Raw genomic sequence first — 22,205 nt, forward strand, 5'->3', positions numbered from 1 at the left:
GTACTTAACGTTAAATGGCGCTCTTGCAGTGCCGTGTGTTGGGTTGCGATCTTTGCGCATGGCTTGCATCTGGTTGATGCGCGAGGCGACAAGGCTGCGCATGACGTGACTGGGCGCCGACGTTCTAGAAGCCGCTCGGCGTCTTCGCTTGAGGCGCTGCGCGACGCTGCAAGACCATTGCATTGGTGCCGTTCCGCCACGCATGGCTACGCGGCCCCGCCCGCTAAATTGAGAACGGTGGCGTTCGCTTGCGATCTGGTCCGCATTGCTGACGCTGCGTACGTCACGCATCTACACCACACCCAGTCACGCGATGGCGACACGCCGTTGCGCCGGCTTGCTGCAGCGGTCCTAAACGGCTATTCAGTTCGCAACGCATCGGTGCGGGCAAACGCTATCGCGCGGTCACGCTGACCTGTTAACGTTTCGGCATGGCCTGTGGCATTCTCCTCATTACTCATCCCGGCATCGGCGCAGCGTTGTTGAACGTGGCGACGGGGCTGTTGCGGCACTTGCCGCTGAAGACCGAAGCATTCGACGTGCCGTTCGATGCAGACCTGGACGCATTATTGCCCCAGGCCTCGGCGGCGATGCGCCGGGTCGACAGCGGCGACGGCGTGCTGGTCATGACCGACCTGTACGGCGCCAGCCCCAGCAATCTCGCCAGCCGATTGGCCAAGCTGGGCACGCCGGTCCGTCGCGTGTCCGCACTGAGCCTACCGATGCTGCTGCGGGTGATGAATTATCCCGAACAAGGTTTGCAGGAGCTGCCCGCCACTGCGGCGGCAGGTACCCGCAACGGAGCGATCATCGACGATGCTTGAACGCGAACTCATTGTGTCCAACCGACTCGGACTGCATGCGCGGGCGACCGCCAAGCTGGTGCAGACGTTGTCGTCCTATCGCAGCAACGCCACGCTGGCGGCCAAGGGCCGCGAAGTGAATGCCAAGAGCATCATGGGCGTGATGTTGCTGGCCGCAGGCCAAGGCACCAGCGTGGTGGTGCGGCTGGATGGCGAAGACGAAGCCGACGCCTTGCAGGCGCTGGTGGAGCTGTTCGAGCGTCGCTTCGACGAGGACAGCTGAGCATGCGCGGCGTCGGTGCTATTGCGACCGACACGGCGCCGCCGCGCCAGGCACGCGCATGAGCCTGCGCCTGCGCGGACATGGGGCCTCGCGCGGCAATGCGCTCGGGCGCGCGCGCGTGCGCCAGAGTCATACGCTGGAAGTGGCCGAACAACGCGTCCCCGCCAACCAGGTGGAAACGCAGTTGCAGCGCCTGCACACCGCCATCGAGGCAGCCCGTGTCGAAATGCAGCAGCTGCGCGACCGCCTGCATGGCGCACTCGCGCGCGAAGTCGGCGAGTTTCTCGAACTGCATGCGCTGCTGCTGGACGACCCGGAACTGCTGCAGGGGCTGGATGAGCTGATCCGCACCCACCGCTATAGCGCCGACTATGCGCTGCGCGTGCAGCGCGACCGGCTGGCGGCGGTGTTCGACGGCATGGAAGACGCCTACCTCAAGAGCCGCATGGACGATCTGGATCACGTGATCGGCCGCATCCATGCGTTCTTGCACAAGCGTGCGCCCGACCTCAAGGGTGTGGCCGGCGAGATCCTGGTCTGCGACAACGTGGCGCCGTCAGAACTGGCGCAGCTGCAGGCACAAGGCGTGGTCGGCATTGTTACCACCGCCGGCAGTGCGCTGTCGCATAGCGCGATCCTGGCGCGCAGCCTGCACCTGCCGTTGGTGGTGGGAGTGAGCGACGCGGTGCAGCGGATCGACGATGGCGATGTGCTGATCGTCGATGCCGGCTCCGGGCAGGTGATCGTCGACCCCACGCCCGACCACTTGCGCGACTACCGCGAGCGCCTGCGCGCGCTGGCCAAGGAGCAGCGCGAACTCGGGCGGCTGCGCTCCAAGCCCACGCGCACCCGCGACAACGTCGATATCACCCTGCTGGCCAATGCCGAGTCGCTGGAAGACGTGGCGCGCGCGCATGCGCTGGGTGCCAGCGGCCTGGGCCTGTATCGCACCGAATTCCTGTTCCTGCAGCGCAACGAGCTGCCGGACGAAGACGAACAGTTCCACACCTACCGCGACACCGTGCTGGGCATGAGCGGCCGCCCGGTGACGATCCGTACGCTGGATCTGGGCGCCGACAAGGCCGACCGCACCGGCCTGACCCTGAGCGACGAGGACAACCCTGCCCTGGGCCTGCGTGGCGTGCGCCTGTCGCTGGCCCGCCCGGCGGTGGCGCAGGCGCAGTTGCGCGCCATCCTGCGCGCTTCCGGCTACGGGCCGGTGCGCATCCTGGTGCCGATGGTCAGCGGCCGCGAAGAAATCCTGTTGGTGCGCAAACAGCTGAAAAAGCTCACCGCGCAGCTGCGCGACGAAGGCCACGAGATTGCCGAGCACATTCCGCTGGGCGCGATGATCGAAGTGCCTGCTGCGGCGCTGGCGCTGGATTGCTTTATCGACGACATCGACTTCCTGTCGATCGGCACCAACGATCTGGTGCAATACCTGCTGGCGGTGGACCGCAACAACGAGGCGCTGGGCGAGTTGTATTCGCCGCTGCACCCTGCGGTGCTGCGGCTGATTGCGCAGGTGATCGCCACCGGGCGCGCCTACAACAAGCCGGTGGCGGTGTGCGGCGAAATTGCCGGCGACCCGCGCTTCGTGCCGATGTTGCTGGCGTTGGGACTGACCGAATTCAGCCTGCATCCGGCCACCTTGCTGGAAGTCCGCCGCGCAGTGCGCGACATCCACCTGGGCGAGCTGCGCGTGCATGGCGACAAGCTATTGCGCACACGCGACCGCAAGGGCATCGAGAAGTGGCTGGCCTGCAATGCGCAAGCTGTGTTGCGGTAGTGCCACGGGCGACTGATCGCCCCATCCCTGTACGCATAGCGACACGCAGAGTCGGCCATGTCATAGCAGCTTGCGAACGCCCTACGTCGTTCGCCCATGTGGCAAGCGTCCGCGCAATGCGCTCACCATTTCCGGGCGCATCACGCATCGCTTCGGCAATCTGCAGATGGATCGCCACTGCGCTGTATGTTTCGTCACCATGCGCAAGCGATAATGCCGTGCTGATCCAGCACCGCGTCCTCCACTGACGGCGCGTCCACTCTTCCGGGGAGCCGCGCATGGCCGAAGCCGTCCGCCACGACAAGACTGCGCGCCAGCTACGATTGCTGTCCGACGCACTGGATAGCGGACGCCTGGGGCCGGTACGCCGGCTGGTCAACACACTGGCGCCGGCGGAGATCGGCAACCTGCTCGAATCGTTGCCACCCGGCAAGCGCGAGGTGGTGTGGGGACTGGTCGACCCGGAAGACGATGGCGAAGTGCTGCTGCATGTCGGCGACGAAGTGCGCGAAAGCCTGCTGGCCGACATGGACACCGACGAAATCGTCGCTGCGGTCGAAGACCTGGACATCGACGATCTGGCCAATCTGGTCGAAGACCTGCCCGACACTGTCATCGACGAAGTGCTCAAGTCGATGGACCGCGAGAACCGCGAGCGGCTCGAGCAGGTGCTGTCGTATCCGGAAGACACCGCCGGCCGCCTGATGAATCCGGACGTGGTGACGGTGCGCGCCGACGTCAATGTCGATGTGGTGCTGCGCTACCTGCGCCTGCGCGGCGAGCTACCCGATCACACCGATCACCTGTACGTGGTAAGCCGGCGCCATCAATATCTGGGCCGTGTATCGCTGGCCGCGCTGGTCACGCACGAGGACAGCACGCCGGTCAACCGGCTGATCGACGACGAACAACCGGCAATCGATGTGGGCGATGGCTCCGACGAGGTGGCGCGGCGCTTCTCGGATCACGACTGGATCTCCGCCCCGGTGGTGGACGACAACAACATCCTGCTCGGCCGCATCACCATCGATGACGTGGTGGACATCATCCGCGAACAGGCCGAGCACCAGGCGATGAGCGCGGCCGGCCTGGACGAAGACGAGGACATGTTCAGCCCGGCGCGGCGCGCGTTCCGTCGCCGGCTGATCTGGCTGGGCATCAATCTGTGCACCGCCTTTCTGGCCTCCAGCGTGGTCAGCCGCTTCGAGGGCACCATCGAAAAACTGGTGGCGCTGGCGGCATTGATGCCGATCGTGGCCGGCATGGGCGGCAACGCCGGCACCCAGGTCCTGGCGCTGATGGTGCGCGGCCTGGCGCTGGGGCAGATCGGCTCGTCCAACGTGATGACCCTGCTCAAGAAGGAGCTCACCGTCGCGCTGATCAACGGGCTGTGCCTGGGCGTTGGGCTCGGGCTGATCGTGCTGGCCTGGTTCGGTCAGCCGATGCTGTCGCTGGTGATCGGCACGGCGCTGACATTGAACATGCTTACCGCGGCTTTCGGCGGCGTGCTGGTGCCGGTGACGCTCAAACGGCTGGGCTTCGACCCGGCCCTGGCCGGTGGCGTGATCCTGACCACGCTGACCGACGTGATGGGTTTTTTGAGCTTCCTGGGCCTGGCCACGTTGATCCTGATGCCGTGAGCGTAAGCGCATGCGTCTGATCGCGTGCACGCGCAACCGCGAATGAAGGGCGGAATGAGGCATCCAGAGCGCTCGCCGCAACGCGACGTGCCAGCGCGCCTGCATACGGCGATACTGCAGCCTGGTGATCGATGGGGAGTGCTGCGTGATCGTTCGGTGCGTCTTACTTGGAATTCTTGCGCTGGTGCTTGCCGGTTGCTCCAGCATGGCTGAGCGCCAGCACGACGGGCGGCGCGGCCACTTCGTCGCCCGCACCCTGCAGCTGGAGGGGCGGCTATACCGCTACCAGGTGTTCGTGCCGGCCGCCAAGGCACCGCAGCCACGGCCGATCGTGTTGTTCCTGCACGGCTCGGGCGAGCGCGGCGATAACGGGCGCGATCAGGCCGAGGTCGGCGTCGGCCCTTACCTGAGCGAACACACCGCCGAATTCCCGGCACTGGTGGTGTTGCCGCAGGTACCCGACGACGAGGAATGGCTGGGCGTCAATGCACGCATGGCGATCGCCGCGCTGGATGCGGCCAGCGCAGAGTTCGCTGCCGACCCGCAACGCACCTACCTCACCGGCATTTCGATGGGCGGCTACGGCGCATGGGAAATCGGGCTGATGCAGCCGCAGCGATTTGCCGCGATCGTGCCGGTCTGCGGCGCGCTCAAGGCGCCACGCGATGAGCGCCGCACGTTGTACGTCAGCCTGGTCGCCAAGGAAGCCGACCCGTACACGGCAGCGGTCACCCAACTCAAGTACGTGCCGATCTGGACGTTCCATGGCGCCAAGGACACCTCCGTGCCGCCGCACGACGATCGCGCGTTGTACCGCGCCGCGAAAGGCGTGGGCGCCAATCTGCGCTACAGCGAATATCCCGAAGGCGGCCACAACGTCTGGGACGTGACCTACGCCGACCCGGCGATGTGGAAATGGATGTTCCAGCAGCGCCTGCGCTGAGCGTGGTTGCGCTCGCGCGCAGTGGACGCTTGCTCAGTGAGGGGAGATCGCATCACTGAAAGCGAAGGGCCGGACGCGGTACTCGCGGTACACACGTCGGCCATCGCCGCTACGCCTCACTGCGGATTTCATCCGGCGCAGCGTGCGATGACCTGATGCGGGCACTCAGTGATGGTAGCCCGTTTCTGCGGTGACCTTGCCGCGGAACACGCGGTACGACCACACGGTGTAACCCAGGATCAGCGGCAGCAACATCACCAACCCTACCATCGCGAACAGTTGCGAGGACGGCGGCGCAGCAGCCTGCCAGATGGTGTAGACCGGCGGCACCAGATACGGCCACATGCCCAGCACCAGGCCCACAAACCCAAGCACGAACAAGCCCATCGCCAACAGGAACGGCGCCGTGTCCGGTCGCCCCGGCTCGGTCGCGCTCCACAGCGCATAGCCCACCGTTGCAACCAGTACCGGCACCGGCATCAGCCATAGGTAATGCGCATCGTTGAACCAGCGATCCATCACATGCGATTGCAACGAGGGCAGCCAGGCACTCACCAGGCCGATGAAGACCAGCACGCTGAGGGTCAATGGCCGGCTCAACTGACGCGCAAGCGCATGCACGTGGCCTTCGGTCTTGAGGATCAGCCAGGTGCTGCCGAGCAGCGCATAACCGAACACCAAAGCAGCGCCGGTCAGCATGGCGAACGGGCTGAACCAGCCCCAGATCCCGCCCACATAGCGGTCGTTCTCGATCGGCAGGCCCTGCACCAACGCGCCCAGGATCACGCCCTGCGCAAACGTGGCCAGGATCGAGCCCGCAGCAAACGCATTGCTCCATAACCGCCGCGACCGTTGCGCCTTGAAGCGGAACTCGAACGCCACGCCGCGGAACACCAACGCCATCACCATCAGCAACACCGGCAGATACAGCGCCGACAGGATCACCGCGTAGGCCTTGGGAAACGCTGCCAGCAACCCTGCCCCGCCCAGCACCAGCCAGGTTTCGTTGCCGTCCCAGATTGGCGCGGCAGTGTTCATCATCAGGTCCAGTTGCGCCTCGTCCTTGCGAAACGGCGCCAGGATGCCGATGCCGAGCACGAAGCCGTCCAGCACAACGTACATCAGCACGCCGAAGCCGATCACCGCAAACCACGCCACCGGCAGAATGGTCGTCATGTCCATCAGGCAGCTCCATCGATCGGTTCGTCCGCGGCCGATAGCGGCCGTGCGGGCGTGTGTTCGCCATGGTCCAACTGCGGCGCATCGTGCGGGGTCGGCCCGAGCTTGCCGATCTTGACCAGGTACCAGATGCCCCAGCCGAACACGAACGCATAGCCGGCCACGTACACCGCAAGCGAGATCGCCGTCATCAGCGCCGACTGCGGGCCTACCGCATCGGCCGTGCGCAGCAGCCCGTAGACCACGTACGGCTGCCGGCCGATCTCAGTGACGAACCAGCCGGAAATCAGCGCGATAAAGCCGCTTGGCAGCATCCAGCGCCAGGTCGCCAGCAACCAGCGCCACTGCACCAGCGTGCCGCGCCACAATGCGAATGCCGACACCCAGGCGACCAGCAGCATCAGCGAGCCGATTCCCACCATGATGCGGAAGGCGAAGAACACCGGCGTCACCGGTGGACGGTCGTGCGCCGGTACCGAGGTCAACGGCGCGATGTTGCCGTCCAGGCTGTGGGTCAGGATCAGGCTGCCCAGGCGTGGAATCGCCAGCTCGTAATCGTTGCGCTCGGCCTGCGCATTTGGCACGGCGAACACCACCAACGGAAATCCCTTGCCCGGTTCTTCGGCATGCCAGTGCGCTTCCATCGCCGCGATCTTCATCGGCTGGTGCTTGAGCGTATTCAAGCCATGCATGTCGCCGACGAAGATCTGCAATGGCACGGTGATGGCCGCGAACACCACTGCCAGCTTGAGCATGCGCAGGCCTGCTTCGCGGTGCACACCGCGATGCAGATACCAGGCACCGACCGCACCCACCACAAAACAGGTGGTGATGAACGAGCCCAGCGCCATGTGCGCAAGCCGATACGGGAATGAGGGATTGAAGATGATCTTCAACCAGTCGACCGGATGCACGATGCCGTTGATCACGTCATAGCCGGCCGGCGTCTGCAACCAGCTGTTGGACGAGAGAATCCAGAACGTGGAAAACAGCGTACCCAGCGCCACCATGCAGGTAGCAAAGAAGTGCAGGCGCTCGGAAATGCGCCCCCAGCCGAACATCATCACGCCCAGGAAACTGGCTTCGAGGAAGAACGCGGTGAGCACTTCGTAGCTCAGCAATGGCCCGATCACCCCGCCCGCGATACGGCTCAGTTCCGGCCAGTTGGCACCGAACTGGAACGCCATCACGATGCCGCTGACCACGCCCATGCCGAACGACACGGCGAAGATCTTCTGCCAGAAGAAATACAGCTCGCGCCAGACCGGCAGGCGCGTTCGCAACCAACGCCATTCCAGGAAGGCCAACAGGCTGGACAGACCGATGGTGAAGGCGGGGAACAAGACGTGGAAGGCGATGACGAATCCGAACTGGATACGCGACAGCAGCAGGGCATCCATGGAGGAGGCTCCAGGAAAGTGGGGATGACCGCCGGCACATGGCCGCGGATCGATCGCCGAAGAACCGCCGGTGTGTGCGAGCAGGTTCTGCGTGCGACACGATCATGATAGGGACGCATGCACCCGTTCCCGATGCGACACGGCGTCGCACTGCGTCAACGTGTCGCGCGTGAACTGCGTTGAATCAATGCACCTGCGCCGTGCCGCCCTGCAGGGCGGCACGGACGCTATCGGCGATGACAGTGACTTGAGCCGTCTTGAAGCAGGCCAAAGCAGTCGACACCCGCCGTGCCGCGCGTGGGCCCTTGCGCGCCGAACGCCGGTGCCGGAACGCGGCGCGCACGCGCCGCAGATCCACCGATGCGGCCTAGCGCGTACGCATCCGCCGGGCCAACTCGCTGACCAACGCGATGCTGGCAGTGAGTCCCACCATCGACAGGAATTGCGCGCGGGTGTCAGGCGAAGACGCCAGCAACGCGAAGATCACCGCCAGGATCGCCAACGCCAGCAACGTCAGCACCGGATACCCACGCATGCGGAACGGCAAGGCGATGCCTGCGCGGTCAGCGCGCGCGCGCAGGATCAACTGCGACAGCAGCGAGATGGTCCACACCAGCAGGCAGGTGGCGCCGACGATATTGAGCAGCATCGGCAGTACCTTGCCCGGATACAACAACTCCAGCACCGCCGCTGCAAAACCGAACAGCACGCTGGCGATTACCGCCGTCAGCGGCACTTGCTGGCGACTGGTATTGCCCAGCCAACGCGGCGCCTCACCCCGCTGGGCCAGCGAGAAGATCATGCGCGAGGCCCCGTAAAGGTTGGCATTGAGCGCCGACAACAGCGCCACCACCGCCACCAGCGTGATGCCGGTCGCCGCGCCGGGAATCCGCGCCACTTCCAGCACGGCGGCGAACGGCGAACTCAGCGCCGCGCTGGTCCACGGCACTACGGCCACGATCACGCTGATCGACCCGATGTAGAACACCAGGATGCGCCAGGCCACGGTGCGGATGGTGCGCGCCAGGCTACGCCCCGGGTCGGCGGTTTCAGCCGCCGCCACTGCCACGATCTCGGTGCCGCCGAAGGCGAATACCACCACCAGCAATGCGGTGCCCACGCCGGCCAGGCCCTTGGGCGCGAACCCGCCGTGCTGGGTGAAATTGGACAACCCCGGCGATGCCACGCCCGGCAGCAAGCCCGCCAGCAACGCGCAGCCGATCAACAGGAAGATCACGATGGCGACCACCTTGAGGATGGCGAACCAGAATTCGAACTCGCCGAAATTACGCACGCCCAAGAGATTGATCACGGTGAAGGTGGCCATGAAGATCGACGCCAGCATCGGCACCGGCAAGGCCGGCCACACCGTCGCCAGCAGACTGGCCGCGCCTACCGCCTCGGCGGCGATCACCACCACGATCTGCAACCACCACAGCCAGCCCACGGTTGCACCGGCGGTCGGCCCCATCGCATCGGCCGCGTACACCGAAAAGGCGCCGCTGGCCGGCTTGGCCGCAGCCATCTCGCCGAGCGCGTTCATCACGATGATCACCAGCGCACCGGCAATCAGATAGGACACCAGCACGGCCGGGCCGGCCGCATGGATGCCCACCCCCGAGCCCAGGAACAACCCGGCGCCGATCGCCGTGCCCAGGCCCATCATCATCAATTGCCGCGGTTTCAAGGCATGGCGCAATGCGGGCGCAGCGGTCTCAGCAACAGGATCGGTCGGAAGCGACATGGACGGGATCGGGAAGGTGGTAACGCGACACGATACCGCGTCATGACGCCGGCCGCGCCTCTTGACGAAGACGCCCAAGCCAGGCTGACGGCGCGGCTGCGTCGTCGACAGCGCGTCCTCCCCTCCAAGGCAGTAGCCCAAGGACATACCAATGCACGACGCGCGCTCGCCATGCTGCAGTGCACACTCACCGATGGTACAAGCAGCGGCAGTCTTGCACTCGCCAAGACAACAGCCGCATCGATCGGTGTGAACACGGCGCTGCGACGTGGCGCCCTCGCCGAGCGCGCTCATCGAAGTCACCCCAACCACGCCGTGATCTCGTACCGCAATACTTATCTGCGGCGCCATTGCTTACCGCCCGGCGGCGATGCGCAGCCGTCATCGTCCTTCGTCTTCCAACTGGCGTCTCGCCACGGCGCGTGGCTACGTCAGACCCCGCAGAACGACGTGACCGGCGCCATTGCCACACATAAGAAGATCCCCGGCAGTGCCGGGGATCTGAAGACGTCCTGCTGCGCCGGCGCTTATTCCGCCAGATTCTTGCCCGCCCCTGCGGTGGCGATCACCTTGGCCTTGACCTGCGCAGCCGGCGTGACGGTGTAAATGTAGCCAAGCGATTCCGGGAACACCTTGGAGCTGATCCAGTTGGTGGCATTGGCGTAGGGCTTGCTGCCATCCGGCGTGCCCCAGGTGATGCCGCTGCCGACGTAGTTGTTGATCAGGTCCCAATAGCCGATCTCGCTGCTGTCGCGCGAGGTCACCGGGTTCTTGATGTTCTCGAAGTAGTTGGACTCGATCTTGGCCACGCCGCCCATGCGCACGTTGATGCCGGAGGTGCTGACATTGTTGAAGTAGTTGTTGTAGATGTGGCTTAACCCGCGACGCTGCAACGGCACGCGCGAATCCACGTTCTCGAAGCGGTTGTGGTGATAGGTGGTGCGCGCGGCCGAGTTCTTGGTGTCGCTATCGCTGTAGCCGTTGAGGGCGACCTTCTGATAGTTGTAGACGTAGTTGTAGGACACGGTGACGTGGTGCACACCCTTCTTCATGTCGATGCCGCCATCGAACGAGGCATCGCCAGCACCGGAGCACTTGGTCAACGACGCGAACACGGTGTTGTGGTCGACCCAGATCTTGGACGGCTCGCCACTGGAGTTGCCTTCCAGCGAAATCGAATCGGCATCTTCGCCGCCTTGCAGCAGGCCGATGGTCATGTTCTGGATGATGACGTTATGCGCATTACCCACCACGCGCACCCCGAAGTTGGCCGCCGAGCCGTTGGCGCCCTTGATGGTGACATCGCTCTTGTTCTTGATCTGCACGGTCTTGGCTGGCAGCTTCCACTGCGCGCAAACATCCTTGATGGTGCCGAAGTCGAACTTGCCGGTGTAGTTGAGCACCAGACCGCCACTCCCTGAGTAGCCATCGATGGCTGCCTGCATCGCTTCGAAGGTGGCCACGTTGACGGGTGTCTTGTTGCCGCCGCCGGTGGTGGCAGCGCCGTAACCGACCGGGCCGGCGATGGCGCTTGCAGCGCAGGCGGACAGTGCGAGCGCGAGTGCGCCCTGGAGCATCTTGCTGGTCATGCAGCCTCTCCCAAAGAAGTCGATAGGCGATGCGCGACGTCTGCACGATGGCAACGACGTCGGCAAAGCAGTGCGTGGGGGCCGCATTCTTCGCGCGATTTAAAACATAAAACAATTATACATCTTTGAAACTTTGACGCACCACGGTGTTCTCTTTGCGGGACATGCAAAAGAGACAGCGAGAGACACGCAGGACAGGACACTGCCGTGCGTGCAGTCGAGGCATGCTCGAAGATGCCCACGTGCGCGCGCGCTACGTGCGAGCGCAGCTATGTCAGCGCAGGCTGCTATCCGGTTGCGTTGCTGCAACACGTTGATTCAACCCGTTGCTGCAGTGCGATGTCCTGCGCCACCGCACGGGCGGCACATCACCGCCGTGCGGTGCGGCAGAGGACAAACCCATGCAGCATCGATGCATCGCACCCGCATGACAGCGCTGAAGTGACGCGCACTTGCCGCAGACACGGCTTGCTCCGGCGCGTGCTGATGCCATGCCTGCGCAAGCCGCGCACTGTCGGATCAGCCGGGGCGCTTGGCGATGGCGGGCTGACTCGGCCCACGTGACAGGCGCGCAACGCGCGCGACCGACAGTGCGTGGATCATGGAAGCCGATGACACAGGGTGCGCAGCCTGCCTGGGCTGGAGTAGCGCCGCAAGCAGCGCATTGATCGAGCAGTGCAACCGCGTATCGTCGACGCACGCGATCGACACCTCGCCGAGCGTCCGTAGGGCGCTCTCAAACAACCAGCTGCACGCTCGGTGCGATGCACCGTTGCAACAGACTCGCGCAGCAATGCGCAACGCTCACGACTGTCACCGCGAACGCCAAGATCGCGTAACCGCAACGCCACCACGCAACAGGCAAGCTGCCCCCAAGCGGGGCCGCACCTCACACGGCGCGGTTCACCAACCCCGACGCGTGCGTAAGCTCGCCGCCCGGCCAGGGGGTGTGATCCTCGAGAAAATCGCCGACCAGCCGCATGCAGGCCGCCCGTTCTTCTACGTGCGGCATATGGCTTGAGTTGGCGAACACGTGCCAATGTGCGTCCGGAATCAGCCGCGCGTATGGCTCAACAGTTTCCGGCGTGGCTTCGTCGTACTTGCCCGACAGCACCAGCGTCGGCGCCATGATGCGGTGCAGCCGCTCGATGATGCTCCAGTTACGCAGGCTGCCTACCACGTGGAATTCGGTTGGCCCGTTCATGGCGTGATACACCGTCGGGTCGGCATCGATCGCGACGAACGTGCGCGCCACTTCCTCCGGCCATGGAACCAGGCGGCACACATGCTGCGCGTAGAACGCCTGGCTGGCCGCCCGATAGTCGGGGTGATCCAGCGTACCGGCCGCCTCGTGCTCGTCCAATGCAGCCTGTACCTGCTCGGGCAGGCCGGCACGCAGGCGTAGCGCTGCCGCCCGCCACAAGCCCATCGACGCTGGCGAATTGGCGATCACCAGCGCTCGCAACCCGCTGGGCCGACGCACCGCATGTTCGGCCGCCAGCATCCCGCCCCACGACTGCCCGAGCAGGGCGTATTGCGAGAGGCCCAAGGACTCGATCAGCGTCTGCAATTCGTCCAAAAACAGCCCGACCGTCCAGAACGCCGGATCCGCGTTGGGAAGATGCGTTGAGCGGCCATTGCCAAGCTGGTCGTAATGAATCACCGCACGACCATTGCCGGCCAGGTCTTTGAAGCTGTCGACATAGTCATGCGTGCAGCCCGGTCCGCCGTGCACGACCACCAGGGGGTAGGCATCGCTACGCAGGTCGCCGCTGATGCGGTACCAGGTGCGATAGCCGCGAAATTGGACATACCCTTCGGTGGACTGCATGACCTGCGCCTGCTCGGCAATGATGAGCGCCGAGCCTAGCGGGCAGTCCACTTCGCGTTAACTGGCAAATGTCACAGGTTTGCGGCGTTTTCGGGGCAGTGTTCGTGGCTTGCGCGTTGGACGGGCTTCGAACTATCTCTTGGCAGCACGGGTGATTGTGCCGACCAATGACACGCCCGATGTTCGAGGTCGGCGACTATCGGCTCGGTCACTGCAACTGACGTGGCGTGCAACGGGAGCAAGCCCTTCAAGGCCACCGCCGCACTGTCCTCGCCTGCGCTGCCAACACGTCAGCAGCCGCATCTAAGCCTGAGTAACGCGGCGCGGGTCATTGGGAGCGTCGATCGCCGCGCATCGATGCGTATATGCAGCCAATGCCACCAACAGCGACGGCAATACGCCTACGGCTCCAGCAAGCGATAGTGCATACCGCGCACCACCGCCTCGACGCGATTGCGTGCGCCCAGTTTGCGCGCGGCTGAATTCAAATGCAGGTTCACTGTGGCGGTGGACCGATTGAGCGCGGCAGCGATGCTTTTGGCGGTCAGCCCCTTGGCCGAGTACTGCAGGCATTCGCGCTCGCGCCGGGTCAACGCGATGTGGTGACAGCGTCGCTCCTGCGGGTCCAGCAGTTCCTGCGCGCGCGCCTGAAATGCATGGGCAAGCAGCAAAAACGGCGAAAGCTGTGCTTCGGCCAGGCGCGGCGCTTCGGCGGCAACCGCATCCACCGCGCCACTGAGCGTGGCAAACGCGCCGCCAGGCAGATGCAGCGGCACCGTGACACCGTTACCCATCCCGCTATCGCACAGATAGCGCGTCACCTGACGGTGCTGCGCGCCGACGTATTCCACCCCTGGTCGGTTGCCGTCGGTGCGGTACGACCACACGAAGGGCGTGGTGCGGCGCGTTGCGCGCTGCTGAACGGGGTCATGTTGGTAGTAACCGTGTTCGCACCAGACATGCTGCATATCGCCGGGCGCATTGCGCTGCATGAACACTGTTGGGGTGATCAGCCCGCCTTCCATGCTTAGCGGCACCGGCGCGTAGTCGTAGACCAGCGACTGGAAGCCGAGCGCGCAGACGTCGCCGAACACCCGGTCCAGACAGGCATCGAGCGTGTGCAGTGCCTGCAGATCGCGGCCCAGGCTGGCCAGAGTGTCGAACATGGGGATCCTTCGTCGCAGTTGACGCCGCTGGATGACATCCAGCACGGAAAACCTAGCACTTTTACCAATGGATGGGCTTGCCGGCCACATTATCGTCACAATGCCGGTCACACAGCTGCAGCGCAGCATCGGCCCCACGGACCGCGCGCCTGCGGCGACCGTGCCTTCCTTACAGCGGACACTTGCATGACCGAGACACCCGGCCGCGACGATGCGGCAGAGCTGGAACGCTTTGGCTACGCGCAGGAACTCAAGCGCCAGCTCACGCTGAAGGATCTGCTGATCTACGGCCTGGTGTTCATGGTGCCGACCGCGCCGTTTTCGATCTTCGGTGGCGTATTCGACATCAGCGCGGGCATGGTGCCACTGACGTATCTGCTGGGCTTCGTGGCGATGCTGTTCACCGCCTTGAGCTACCAGCAGATGTCGCAGGCGTTTCCGGTGGCCGGCTCGGTGTATGCGTATGTCGGCCGTGGGTTGAGCAGCGGCATGGGCTTTCTGGCCGGCTGGGCGATCCTGCTCGATTACCTGCTGGTGCCCACCCTGCTCTACGTGGTTGGCGCCAACGCCATGCACAACGTGTTGCCCGCGGTGCCGCAACCGGCATGGATCGCGTTCTTCGTGGTGCTCAATACCGTGGTCAATCTGCGTGGCATCGAAACGACGGCGCGGGCGAACCGGTTTTTCTTGTATGCGCAGCTGGTAGTGCTGGCGGTGTTCGTGGTGCTGGCGACGCTGGCGATCCAGCGCGGCGTCAATGGCGCGCAGTGGAATTTGCGCCCCTTCTACAATCCGCAGGCGTTTTCGCCGCAGCTGATCTTCAGCGCACTGTCGGTGGCGGTGGTGTCGTTTCTGGGCTTCGATGCGATCTCCACGCTGTCGGAAGAAACGCGTGGCGGCAACCGCGTGGTGGGCCGCGCCACCTTGCTGGCCTTGTTGCTGGTCGCCGGACTATTCGTCTTGCAGACCTGGCTGGCCGCACTGCTGCAACCCACCCTGCTGCGCTACCCCAATGAACAGGCATCCAACGATGCGTTCTTCGAAATCGGCCATCTGATCGCCGGGCCGTGGCTGCAGATCGTCATTGCGCTCACGGTGGCGATCAGTGCGGCAATCGCCAACGCATTGGTAGCCCAAGCGGCAACTTCGCGGCTGCTGTTCGCCATGGCGCGCGACCGCCAGTTACCGGCGTTCCTGCGCTACATCCATCCACGCACCGGGGTGCCGCAACGCGCCATCCTGCTGGTGGCAGCGTTGAGCATGGTGCTGGGGGAGGTGTTTGTCGGCCAGATCGCGCTGCTGTCGTCGCTGTGCAACGTCGGTGCGCTGACAGCATTCGTGCTGTTGCATCTCGCGGTGCTCTGGCACTTTCGCAGCCAGCGCCGGGTCGTGTTGCATGGCGTGGTGCCGCTGATCGGCAGCGTGATCCTGGCCTACGTCTTGATCAACGCCGACCGGCATGCGCAGCTCGGCGGTAGCGCATGGATGGTGGTGGGGGTGTGCGTGTTGGTGTTCCTGAAACTCAGTGGCCGCTCGACCGAGTTCCGCGCCAGCGACGCGGTGGAATAGCGCTTCGCGTACGGTGTTGAGCGCTATGTGTTGTCTGTCGCGCAGCGCGCACCACGCACGCGCTGCAGGGCGTGAGACCGTTGCAACCATTCATTCCGCTCGAACGCGATAGGCCGTGATGCATGCGCCGCACGCACAGGTGGCAACCTGCGTGGTCGCGTTGCCAGTTTTCCTAACGTCCTGCAGCAGCAGTGCTGTGCACGCACGCCTACACGTGCGCTGGCGCATGCCTACGCGCCGCTCCCCTGTTATCGCACATGCGATGCAGTCCATCGATGTGCGCATAAGCGATTTTATTTTAATTGATCGCCCATCTCTGAACGAGATTTTCAGCACATATTCAGTTGTAGACATTCGCTAGTCTCGTTCGGCGCCAACGATGGCGCCGCAGGGTGTGGCCCCCGCCGCAGCCTGCCGTTCCCTGACGAGAAGGACTACCCATGAATCGCAAGAATGCGTTGTACCTCGCGCTGCTCTCTGCTGTGTCCGGCGTTGCGCTGGCTGCGCCACCCACCGAGATGGATGCCGCACCGGTGAGTAGCGTGCCGCAGGCGGCCAAGCTCGGCGCGGCGACGTTGCAATCGGCCAGCCTGCGCGGCGGCATCATGCCAATGCGCGTGGCGCAATTGGCGGCCCCGAGCAGCAAGGAACTGGGGGCCGTACGCGAGCGCCGCATTGCGCAGGTCAAGCATGGGCAGCCGCTGCAGATCGGCTTTTCGCGTGCCGTGGCGCAGCCGTTGGTCAACCTGGCCAAGCTCGATTGGCAGATGGCCGGCGACGGCTCGCGCGTTGCGACCTTGAAGCTAAGCTCCGCGCAGGCCGCATCATTGCGGGCGGCCTTGGTGCTGCGGGGTGCCGGCGCAACACCGGGCGACCCGTCCAAGGTGACGCTGCGCTTTGCCGGCGACGATGGCCGCGTGTTCGAGCAATCCGGCGCCAGCTTCGTCGGCACCGGCGATGCGATCGGCTGGTCGCCGACGGTGAGTGGCGAAAACCTGCTGGTCGAACTGTCGCTGCCGGCAGGCCTGTATCCGGAAAACTTCGGCCTCAGCGTTCCGCAATTGTCGCATCTGGATATCAGCCCCACCGCCAGCCCGCGCGACATGATGACCATTGCCATCGGCGAGAGCGATTCCTGCCAGAACGACATCGTGTGCCGCGCCAATCCCACCGCCGGCTTCACCAGCGCCGCAAAAGCGGTGGCACGCATGGTGTTCACCACCAGCCAGGGCTCGTTCCTGTGCAGCGGCACCTTGCTCAACAACACCAACACGCCAAAGCGCAATCTGTTCTGGACCGCGGCGCACTGCATCAGCACGCAGACGGTGGCCAATACGTTGCAGACGTACTGGTTCTACGACGCGGCCAGCTGCAACGGCAACGCCGTGAGCTCGCAAGCAACCACGCTCACCGGCGGCGCGTTCCTGCGCCATGCCAACACCACGCGCGATACCGCGCTGCTGGAACTGAAGACCGCACCGCCGAGCGGCGCATTCTATGCCGCCTGGAACAGCGCGGCGATCGGTGCCACCAGCACCTCGATCGTGGGCATCCATCACCCCTCCGGTGACGTCAAGAAGTACTCGCTGGGCACGGTCAATGGGCTTAACACCTCCATCGACGGCAAGACCCCGCTGTATCGCGTGGTCTGGAACGATGGCGTCACCGAAGGCGGCTCGTCCGGCTCGGGGCTGTTCACCATCGCAAGCGGCGGTGCGTATCAGCTGCGCGGCGGTCTGTATGGCGGCTATTCGTATTGCACGGCGCAGACCGATCCGGATTACTACTCGCGCTTCTCCGACGTGTATTCGTCGATCTCGACGTACTTCGGGCAGTAACCCGAGCGTGGGCGATCAACGCGTGGCAGGCGATAGATCGCCTGCCACGCGTCCATGCCCCCTATTGGGTCTGTCGCCGACAACACCACTGCGCAACCATCCGGCAGGCATGGCCAGTGCCCGGAATCCTCATTCCCACTTGCACCTTCCGGTTCCTGTGCGGTGTAGACCCGCAGCTGAGGACTGATCGCTACGGTGTGTGAGCCGCTCCTGGACGCGAAGCGATGCCTGCACTGCCGCCCGCATGATCGATGTACGCCGCGTCTTGCCTGGCGCAGTCACGGCAATGCGGGTGATGCGCTCCCGCGATGGGTCATTCCACAATTATCTCTTGCTGGTATCGCTTAACCCGCTCAAAGGCTAGCAAACACAAGATCGCGCGCCCCATGTGAGCGAACGCGCTGGTGCCCGTGGGCCATCGCCGCAGCGACGCCGCAGCGCCTCGCCCAGCCGGGTCCAGAGCGGGTTCAAAAGAGCAAAGCGAGACGCGATGCTGCAGACTGCACGCACTTCAATCGCAGGATCGGCATGTTGCTTCCCATTCGCCCTCGCCATACCGTCATCACGGCGCTGCTTGGCGCGGCTTCCATCATTTCCACTGCCGCGATGGCGTCGACGCCGGCCGCTGCGGAGGACGTCAAGGCCTACGCACTGCAGCTGTGCCTGGAGCAAAACTACGAACGCAGCAGCCGGCTGGAGCCCGACCAACTGCGCGACCGCTCGTATCTGCTCACCACCTACGCGCTGGACAATGCGAAGCCCGGCACCACCGGGCGTTTGCAGGCCTTTGTCGCGCAGCAGACGGCGGACTATCACCGCACCGAGGTGCCGATGAAGGACGAAGCACGCCGTGGGCCGTTCACCAAGATTTTTGCGCGATGCATGACGTTCTATCGCTCGCCGGCGCTGCGCGATTTTGTGGCGAAACAACACTGAGCGCGTGGCAGCGGTGTGTTTCGATCGCTGCCGGCGGGCGGTTTGCCCTCAATCCAGGAACCGCGATGACTGTATTCACCAACTTCCGCCGCCGCGGCCTGCGCAAGACCGCACGCAGTGCCGGCGCATTGCTGGCCGCAGGCTACTTGCAGCCGCTCACCGCACGAAGACTGCGGCAAGCAACGCGGCGTCCGTCCCGCTGCCGGCCAAGGGAAGTGGGCTGGTGCTTGGTCATTTCGTGCCTGCAGGCGACGCCAGCATCACCCATGCGATATGGAGCGAAGGGGCACGCAAGCACTGCGCTGGCCAATTGTGGTCGGCACAGATCTGATGCGGCTTCGGCGGCGCTTGGGGTCGTACAGACCCGGCAAGTGCATCGATGGCGGCGGGATACGTACTAACCATCGCTGCACCAGGCTGTCGCACAGGCATGCGTCCCCGGGCTGCAGCGCACGCGCGCTGTGCAGCGTCTGCCACTCTCCTCGTCACCCTAGTTGTTAACGCCGATGTTTTTGACGATGTCCTTGTTGCACATTGCGGTGTTGGTCGTGGCCGTCCTGGTTTGCCCATTACTGGCGCTGTTGGGCATCCAGGTGATTGGCGTTGGGGTAATGAAGGCCTACCGTCTGTACAGCGTGGCGGTGCGTCGCGCTCAAGCGCGGGCGGGGCTCGGCAAGCATTCGAAAGCATCGTCCAGACATGCCGGGCGCCAGAAGCAACGCGGAGCCGGCAGCGCAAACCAGAGCTTGCTCGCGGACCAGCAACAGCGTGTGCCGCCATTCTGGACCGGGCTCAGCCTGGCCGGTGCCGTGGCAACGCTGGCCTGGTTGCTGCTGCATTTCCCCACGCCCGCCGACCTGCAGCGCTTGTGCGGGCAGCTGTTCGGCTACCAGGCCACCCGTATCAGCATCGCCTTGCAACGCGACGATGCGGCTGCGCGCCGTGCGTTGTTGGACACCTTCACCCCGCTGTTGCAGGCCGAAAGCCGGCGCATCCGCCACGGCGGCGGCGGCCACACCACCACCGCCGATGTCGTGAGCCATTACCGGTTTATCGACGGACGATTTGAGATCGCTGCCGGCGGCGTGATCCCGGCCGACCGCTTGACCGTGCTGTCGTACGGCTTACAGGCGCTGAGCGGAATTCAAGGTACACATGCCATCCCTACCCGTGTCACCGCGCAGCTCCAGCTGCCCAACAGGCGCGTGCATACCGACATCCTGCTGCGCACCGCAACCCTGATCACCGATGTGCCATCACTGCATCCACTTGCCGAGCGCTGCTACCTGGGCGTGTGGGCCCTGCTACCGGGCGGTGTTGCGCGCACCATGTTGGCGACCGCTCAAGCGCCGGACGCGGCACGCCAGCGCAGGATCACGTTGACGACTCAGCCGCCGCTGCGCGTGGCGAGCTACACGCTGCTCGGCGTGCGGCCAGGCCGCTTCGGTATCGGCGATGATCCGCTGGATCAACCGACCTCACCGATGCAGGTCGAGCTGCGGTTGTTGCCGCAACGCGTTGACCCCCAGGTCATGGCCTGCGAAGTCGCATTACCGCGTGCCACCGACCCGCTATTGATGGCCGCCGCCACGCTCAATACGTTCCCGGCACTGAACGGCCACGTGGCCGGCGTCGAAACCGTGGCAGCAACGGCATTCTCTCCGTGGTACGGGCGCGGCTGGATTGCGGTGCCCACCATCGCACCGGGCAACGCCGACGATGCCGCTTGCGATTACCAGCAACGCCGCAAGACAGATGCGCTACTCGACGCCATCCACGCCGGCTGCAACGAACCGGGCGCGGACAGCCGCACCTGCGCTATCCATGCGGCGCGACAGGCAGACGCCAGCAAGCAGTTGCAGCGCTGCCTGGCACAGTAACGACGTTGGCCCATCCAGCACGTAGCACCACCTACTGCTGCCCACTTTGTTGGCACGACTTAGCATGGTGCGGCAGAACCCTAACCCCAGGCGCGCGCATCCATCTTGCAATACGCGCTGATGAACTCCTGCTGCGAGGGCATCTGCTCCACCGCGCGTTGGAGCGGCTGCGCAATGCCGTCCAGCAGGCGACGCAGATCGGCGTCCGACAACGCGGCGGCCAGCGGATGATGCTGCTGCGGCACGATGCCTTGCCCCAGCAAGACGTGCGTCCAGGAGTCCACGCGAAACAGTTCGTCGGTGCCTTGCCAGGCATGCGCGCGCTCGCGCCAGGCACGCAGGCGCAGGCGCAATGACTCGGGCAGTTCCATGTCGCGGCACTGCTGCCACAGCGGCTCGTCGCGCTGCGTGGCGTGGTAGTGCAAGGTGACGAAATCGCGTACGTGCTCCATCTCGGTGCGACTGATGTCGTTGAAGATATCGACTTGCGACGGCGCGATGCCGTTGGCCGGAAACAGCGTGATCAGCCGCACCACCGCGGCAATGGTCAGATGGATGCTGGTGGATTCCAGCGGCTCGATAAAGCCGCTGGCCAGGCCAAGCGAGACCACATTCTTGTTCCAGGCCTTGCGCCGTCGCCCGGTGCGGAACGGCACCAGCCACGGGTCCTTGACCGGGGTCGCGCCCGTGTCGCGCAGCAGTTTGGCGTGCGCCTCGTCGTCGGACATGTGCTGGCTGGAAAACACCAGCCCATTGCCAACGCGATGTTGCAAGGGAATATGCCAGCGCCAGCCCGCCTCATGCGCGATTGCGCGCGTGTACGGCACCGGCGGGCCCACTGCCTCGGTCTGCACCGCCACCGCGCGGTCGCACGGCAGCCAGTGGCTCCAGTCTTCGTAGCCGGTGTGCAGCGTCTGCTCGATCAACAGGCCGCGGAAGCCCGTGCAATCGATGAACAGGTCGCCTTCGAGCACCTGCCCGTCCTCCAGCACCAGCGCGGCCACATCGCCGCTATCCGGCTGCAGCGTCACCTGCTGAATCTTGCCTTCGACACGCTTAACCCCGTGCGCCTCGCTGCGCGTGCGCAGGAAACGCGCGTACAACGCCGCGTCCAGATGGTAGGCATAGTTGACCGCCGGCTCGCGCGGCAGCGCGAAGCGGTCCGCCCGCGAGGCCACCGTTTCCAGACAGTAATCAGCGAACGCACCGGGCATGCCGCGGCGTTGACTTTCCAGCCACAGATGATGGAAGGCGCACACCAGCGTGCTCTGGCCGGTAATGCCGAAGGGATGGATGTAGCGCTCGCCCTGCCGGCGCCAATGCTCGAACGAGATCGACAGTTTGAACGTGCCAGCCGCTGCACGCAGAAATTCCTGTTCGTCGATGTTCAAAAAGCGGTGAAAGGTGCGGATGGGAGGCACCGTGGACTCGCCCACCCCCACCGTGGCGATCTGATCGGACTCGACCAGGGTGATGTCCAGCAGGTCGCGGAATTGATGCGACAACGCACAGGCTGCGATCCAGCCGGCAGTGCCGCCACCGGCGATGACAACCTTGCGGATCCTGGCCTGGTTCACTGCGTTCTCCTGTAAGTGGGACCACACGATGGTGGTGT

The 22,205-nt window shown here is 64.6% G+C and carries 17 protein-coding genes and 1 pseudogene; 11 read left to right on the forward strand and 7 right to left on the reverse strand.

What is annotated here, in order from left to right; translation table 11 throughout:
- Positions 1–431 precede the first annotated feature (431 nt).
- The 5 genes from BJD12_RS05780 (at position 432) to BJD12_RS05800 (ending at position 5,458) form a co-directional block, all read left to right on the forward strand.
- Entirely contained in the window at positions 432–824 is a 393-nt protein-coding gene (locus BJD12_RS05780) for a PTS sugar transporter subunit IIA (RefSeq protein ID WP_005993214.1), read from the forward strand.
- Positions 817–1,086, forward strand: a complete 270-nt coding sequence (locus BJD12_RS05785; protein WP_005993212.1) for an HPr family phosphocarrier protein — start codon at positions 817–819, stop codon at positions 1,084–1,086. The genes BJD12_RS05780 and BJD12_RS05785 overlap by 8 nt, the downstream gene beginning before the upstream one ends.
- A gap of 58 nt (positions 1,087–1,144) precedes the next feature.
- Complete coding sequence (ptsP, locus tag BJD12_RS05790; RefSeq protein ID WP_005993210.1) at positions 1,145–2,875, forward strand: phosphoenolpyruvate--protein phosphotransferase; 1,731 nt, start codon at positions 1,145–1,147, stop codon at positions 2,873–2,875.
- A 278-nt stretch (positions 2,876–3,153) separates the two neighbouring features.
- Positions 3,154–4,515, forward strand: a complete 1,362-nt coding sequence (gene mgtE, locus BJD12_RS05795) for a magnesium transporter (RefSeq protein ID WP_005993208.1) — start codon at positions 3,154–3,156, stop codon at positions 4,513–4,515.
- A 205-nt stretch (positions 4,516–4,720) separates the two neighbouring features.
- Positions 4,721–5,458, forward strand: coding sequence for a carboxylesterase family protein (locus BJD12_RS05800; protein WP_005993206.1), 738 nt, complete (start codon positions 4,721–4,723; stop codon positions 5,456–5,458).
- 165 nt (positions 5,459–5,623) lie between these two features.
- On the opposite strand, the gene cydB is transcribed toward BJD12_RS05800, so the two are convergent.
- From cydB to BJD12_RS05815, 3 genes are all read right to left on the reverse strand, one after another.
- Positions 5,624–6,640, reverse strand: a complete 1,017-nt coding sequence (cydB, locus tag BJD12_RS05805; protein ID WP_005993204.1) for a cytochrome d ubiquinol oxidase subunit II — start codon at positions 6,638–6,640, stop codon at positions 5,624–5,626.
- Positions 6,640–8,037 (reverse strand): cytochrome ubiquinol oxidase subunit I, encoded by a 1,398-nt coding sequence (locus tag BJD12_RS05810; protein ID WP_005993202.1) that lies wholly within the window; start codon positions 8,035–8,037, stop codon positions 6,640–6,642. The genes cydB and BJD12_RS05810 overlap by 1 nt, the downstream gene beginning before the upstream one ends.
- Before the next feature lie 367 nt (positions 8,038–8,404).
- Positions 8,405–9,781 carry an amino acid permease gene (locus tag BJD12_RS05815; protein WP_039421660.1) on the reverse strand — a complete coding sequence of 459 codons (1,377 nt, stop codon included), beginning with the start codon at positions 9,779–9,781 and terminating at the stop codon, positions 8,405–8,407.
- Between the two features lie 42 nt (positions 9,782–9,823).
- Here BJD12_RS05815 and BJD12_RS24115 point away from each other — a divergent pair, with 42 nt between their 5' ends.
- Positions 9,824–10,387, forward strand: coding sequence for a hypothetical protein (locus BJD12_RS24115; protein WP_126936604.1), 564 nt, complete (start codon positions 9,824–9,826; stop codon positions 10,385–10,387).
- On the opposite strand, the gene BJD12_RS05820 is transcribed toward BJD12_RS24115, so the two are convergent.
- From BJD12_RS05820 to BJD12_RS05835, 3 genes are all read right to left on the reverse strand, one after another.
- On the reverse strand, positions 10,309–11,370 hold the full coding sequence (locus tag BJD12_RS05820; protein WP_005995086.1) for a pectate lyase family protein: 1,062 nt from the start codon (positions 11,368–11,370) through the stop codon (positions 10,309–10,311). The genes BJD12_RS24115 and BJD12_RS05820 overlap by 79 nt on opposite strands.
- Positions 11,371–12,259: 889 nt before the next feature.
- Positions 12,260–13,201 carry a proline iminopeptidase-family hydrolase gene (locus tag BJD12_RS05830; protein ID WP_042828322.1) on the reverse strand — a complete coding sequence of 314 codons (942 nt, stop codon included), beginning with the start codon at positions 13,199–13,201 and terminating at the stop codon, positions 12,260–12,262.
- Positions 13,202–13,602: 401 nt separating this feature from the next.
- Positions 13,603–14,367 (reverse strand): LuxR family transcriptional regulator, encoded by a 765-nt coding sequence (locus tag BJD12_RS05835; protein WP_005995080.1) that lies wholly within the window; start codon positions 14,365–14,367, stop codon positions 13,603–13,605.
- A 186-nt stretch (positions 14,368–14,553) separates the two neighbouring features.
- On the opposite strand from BJD12_RS05835, the gene BJD12_RS05840 reads away from it, so the two are divergent.
- From BJD12_RS05840 to BJD12_RS23730, 5 genes and pseudogenes are all read left to right on the forward strand, one after another.
- The gene (locus BJD12_RS05840; protein ID WP_005995078.1) at positions 14,554–15,936 is read left to right on the forward strand and encodes an APC family permease; all 1,383 of its coding nucleotides are present in this window, start codon (positions 14,554–14,556) and stop codon (positions 15,934–15,936) included.
- A gap of 440 nt (positions 15,937–16,376) precedes the next feature.
- Complete coding sequence (locus BJD12_RS05850) at positions 16,377–17,774, forward strand: trypsin-like serine peptidase (protein WP_005995076.1); 1,398 nt, start codon at positions 16,377–16,379, stop codon at positions 17,772–17,774.
- Between the two features lie 528 nt (positions 17,775–18,302).
- On the forward strand, positions 18,303–18,710 hold the full coding sequence (locus BJD12_RS05855; protein ID WP_005995075.1) for a hypothetical protein: 408 nt from the start codon (positions 18,303–18,305) through the stop codon (positions 18,708–18,710).
- 205 nt (positions 18,711–18,915) lie between these two features.
- Positions 18,916–19,049: pseudogene (locus tag BJD12_RS24895) on the forward strand (MBL fold metallo-hydrolase); the annotation flags it as partial.
- A 179-nt stretch (positions 19,050–19,228) separates the two neighbouring features.
- Positions 19,229–20,590: a hypothetical protein gene (locus BJD12_RS23730; protein ID WP_126936603.1), complete on the forward strand. Its 1,362-nt coding sequence runs from the start codon at positions 19,229–19,231 to the stop codon at positions 20,588–20,590.
- Between the two features lie 80 nt (positions 20,591–20,670).
- Here the strand turns inward: BJD12_RS23730 and BJD12_RS05865 are convergent, their stop codons facing one another.
- Positions 20,671–22,167 carry a tryptophan halogenase family protein gene (locus tag BJD12_RS05865; RefSeq protein ID WP_039421667.1) on the reverse strand — a complete coding sequence of 499 codons (1,497 nt, stop codon included), beginning with the start codon at positions 22,165–22,167 and terminating at the stop codon, positions 20,671–20,673.
- Positions 22,168–22,205: the final 38 nt, after the last annotated feature.

The organism is Xanthomonas vesicatoria ATCC 35937 (assembly GCF_001908725.1).
Classification (GTDB): Bacteria; Pseudomonadota; Gammaproteobacteria; order Xanthomonadales; family Xanthomonadaceae; genus Xanthomonas; species Xanthomonas vesicatoria.